The following is a 3,220-nucleotide window of genomic DNA, read 5'->3' as shown; positions in this document are numbered from 1 at the left end:
GTTTACGATTAAAAATACAGTGTTTTTTTTATTTAGAAACTTGGACTATAAATAGGATATCTGAAAAAAAACGTCTTTATTTGTAACTAAATTTTAGTTACAGAAGTAGAATTAGTATCTTTGTCCCGTTAAATGAAAACCTAAATTTTCTTCTATGGGACAGAAAGAAAAACTAATAAAACGATTACTGTCGCTCCCGAAAGATTTTACAATTCAGGAGATGACAACTCTACTTAAGAGATTAGGATATAAATCCTTTAATAAGGGAGCAACGTCAGGTTCAAGGATCGCGTTCGTTCATGAGGAAACAAAGCATGTGATAAGACTTCACAAACCGCATCCTGGTAACGAAATAAAGGTCGGAGCATTAAAAAGCGTTGTTAAAAGTCTTAAAGACTTAGGCTATATATAACAGATAACTTATAAGTGTAATGAACACTCTTACTTACAAAAATTTCATTGGATCATTCAATTACATTGAAGAGGATGATATTTTGCATGGTAAAATTGAGGGTATTATAGACCTTGTGACATTTGAAGGTGATAGTATTGCTGAGATTAAAGAAGCTTTTATAGAGGCAGTTGATGATTACCTTTACATTTGTAAGGAAGTTGGCAAAGAACCTTTAAAATCCTACAAAGGGTCATTCAATGTTAGAGTTTCATCTGATCTTCATCGAGACGCATCTATGCTTGCAGTTAAAAGAAAGTTAAATCTTAACCAATTTGTTAAGCAAGCAATTGAAAATGAAATAAAAAGAGAAGATGACTGTTGCTGTTGTTAACCCATAGAACAATAGTTATTAAAAGTCATATTCTCCAGTTTCAATATCATAGTCTTCTATCAATTTAGATAAGAATACCAGTCTGTAAAATTCTTCAGAATAATCGGGACAATCAACCAGTCCGTCTATTTCTGACATCACTTGGTTATAATCATCTTGAGACTCTATTTTTTCTTTTGAGAATTTTGTTGTTTTCATTTAATTAGAATATTTTTCATTAAATATAATTATTTATGAAGGTTTTTATCATGGTATTTTGATCTGAAAAATTAACCTTCAAAAGATAAAAATCTAAAAAAAAGCAAAGTCAAAATCCATAAACACCTGTTATTCAATGGGTGTGTTTTTTTGTCCTTTATTTTTCAGCTTCTAAACTGCATTTTAGAGCTAGTAATTCTATTTACAATTACGAACCCTGAGTTTGAAATATATATTAGAAAAAACTAGTTATGGAAGCATTTGAATTTTTTATAAAATATTTCTCTGGAGGAGTCTTTCTTGATTCTTTATTCCGATACTTATTTGTATTAATCGTACCTAAAGATAAATTTGAATTAATAATGGAAAAAGACCCTCATTTTTTATCTACTAAATCATCTTTAAAAAAGAAGAAAAAGAAAAAATAGGAGTGCTTCGCACAAATATTTCCGCTTCGCTAATGAGGATTTTTAAGCATTTTGAACTAAAAGAATGATGGATCTTATTCTCATTCTTCTCCCCAGGGAAGTTGCATCTGATTTTTATCTTCCTGGTTCGCTTTTTTTCTTTTTCTCACATATGTCTTTGCAAAAGTGACTCGATTTCCATTGAACACCACTAGAGGGTTTATAAAGTATTTGTATGAGTTCTTGGATCTTGCTATTATTCCATGTTCACATAGTACGGACAACCCCGTCAAAATATATCTTTCTGAGCTGTATCCAGTATAATTTAAGGCTTCTTCTTTATCTACATAGAAGATGTCTTTATTGGGTATTAGACAGCATGTAATTATATAACCAAAAACTCTGATTGCAGGTTTAGACAAGTCCCAGAATGCAGCAAATTGAGACAAATATAGTTTTGCAAACTTATCTTCGTCTACTTCTATCTGCTGAAGAAAAGCTGTTTGACCTGTTATTTCTCCATCAGAATTGATAATTGTTTGCTCAATACCTTTAGCTCCTTTTATGAATCTTCTTTTAGATACCGTATTTTCTTCTACTTTTTGTATAGCATTCTCAACGAAAGGGTTTTCCGAATATTGAGGTAAATCTCTAATGGGTTTATACTTCTGCATAACTTGTACTTTTAGGGTTTAAAAGACAATTTAAAATTGTCTCAATGAAAACTTTAATTTGTGTAAGTAAATTCAAATTAACAAATAAAACTTGTAAAAAACAACCTAAAGGTACAAGGAAAAAGTATCAAGGGTACAAGTTTAAATGATCAAGGGTACAAAAAAGGTATATTGATTATCAGAGACTTAGAGCAATCTCTTCTTAATTCTTAAAAAAGGGGGATTTTAAGGGGGAATAATTCTTCCCCTTTAAAAGGCTTTGCAGAAGCCTAATATTACTATACCTTTAAACTGTCATTTGAGGAAGGAAACATGCTCTGCAGGGATGCAACTTGTTAGCGCCAAAAGGATGATACTATGAGAATGCCCTGGATTCGTTCCAGGGTTTTTTATTTTGGTGTAATAAGAATTTAATACAATAAAAATACACTACAATAAAAATACACCGTAATAAGTGTACAACACAACAACTTCCTTGGCAAGAGCTAGCCCCTCGGAGAGAAGAAAATAATAATAAAAGCATTGCCGGTGATTACAAAAAAACTTCCCCACTTGCTTGACCTTTACTGATACAAAATAGGTATTTACCTTTGTGTCGATTAGTGATCTAGACGATCTAAGATCTTCCTCGTATAATCGCTAAGCGATGCTTTCCCAAATGCCTATTTTGTATCTGTCAAGGTTGGGGGATTTTTTTTGTTTATACGAACCTAAATAGTTGAAAAGTAGTTATACTTAAATTCTATAATGCAGATAATCAGGGATTATGAAGTATAAATAGTTATTCTTTTAAAAAATAGTAGTTATAGTTATTTTCTACAATCTTAATAATCAGGCTATGCCAGATTTAAATCAAGGCTTTGCCTGATTCCATCTTGCTCCTCTTAATTAACAAACCTACGTTTCTTAAAAAAAGACCTTTTTTTCCCTTTATTCACTGAAGAAGGATTCTAAATAAGATATGTGTGTTTTCTAGTAAACAAACGTTTACGTTATTGCAAATGAGACGTTTACGATTAAAAATACAGTGTTTTTTTTATTTAGAAACTTGGACTATAAATAGGATATCTGAAAAAAAACGTCTTTATTTGTAACTAAATTTTAGTTACAGAAGTAGAATTAGTATCTTTGTCCCGTTAAATGAAAACCTAAATTT

5 protein-coding genes are annotated in these 3,220 nt (G+C 30.8%); 3 read left to right on the top strand and 2 right to left on the bottom strand.

Annotation, left to right across the window (positions count from 1 at the left end; translation table 11 throughout):
* The first annotated feature begins 154 nt into the window (after positions 1-154).
* Together ELS83_RS21475 and ELS83_RS21470 are read left to right on the top strand one after the other, a co-directional pair.
* On the top strand, positions 155-412 hold the full coding sequence (locus ELS83_RS21475; protein WP_171597595.1) for a type II toxin-antitoxin system HicA family toxin: 258 nt from the start codon (positions 155-157) through the stop codon (positions 410-412).
* A 19-nt stretch (positions 413-431) separates the two neighbouring features.
* Complete coding sequence (locus ELS83_RS21470) at positions 432-785, top strand: type II toxin-antitoxin system HicB family antitoxin (protein ID WP_171597594.1); 354 nt, start codon at positions 432-434, stop codon at positions 783-785.
* 18 nt (positions 786-803) lie between these two features.
* Here the strand turns inward: ELS83_RS21470 and ELS83_RS21465 are convergent, their stop codons facing one another.
* Positions 804-983, bottom strand: a complete 180-nt coding sequence (locus ELS83_RS21465; RefSeq protein ID WP_171597593.1) for a hypothetical protein — start codon at positions 981-983, stop codon at positions 804-806.
* 251 nt (positions 984-1,234) lie between these two features.
* Between ELS83_RS21465 and ELS83_RS21460 the strand changes: the two genes are divergently transcribed.
* Positions 1,235-1,411 (top strand): hypothetical protein, encoded by a 177-nt coding sequence (locus ELS83_RS21460; protein WP_171597592.1) that lies wholly within the window; start codon positions 1,235-1,237, stop codon positions 1,409-1,411.
* A gap of 80 nt (positions 1,412-1,491) precedes the next feature.
* Here ELS83_RS21460 and ELS83_RS21455 read toward each other — a convergent pair whose 3' ends face one another.
* Positions 1,492-2,064, bottom strand: a complete 573-nt coding sequence (locus ELS83_RS21455) for a replication/maintenance protein RepL (RefSeq protein WP_171597591.1) — start codon at positions 2,062-2,064, stop codon at positions 1,492-1,494.
* Positions 2,065-3,220: the final 1,156 nt, after the last annotated feature.

This window comes from Marinifilum caeruleilacunae (assembly GCF_013141825.1).
Taxonomy (GTDB): domain Bacteria; phylum Bacteroidota; class Bacteroidia; order Bacteroidales; family Marinifilaceae; genus Marinifilum; species Marinifilum caeruleilacunae.
The sequence above is the reverse complement of the archived record's forward strand: the minus strand, read 5'-3'. Positions and strand labels throughout refer to the sequence as shown.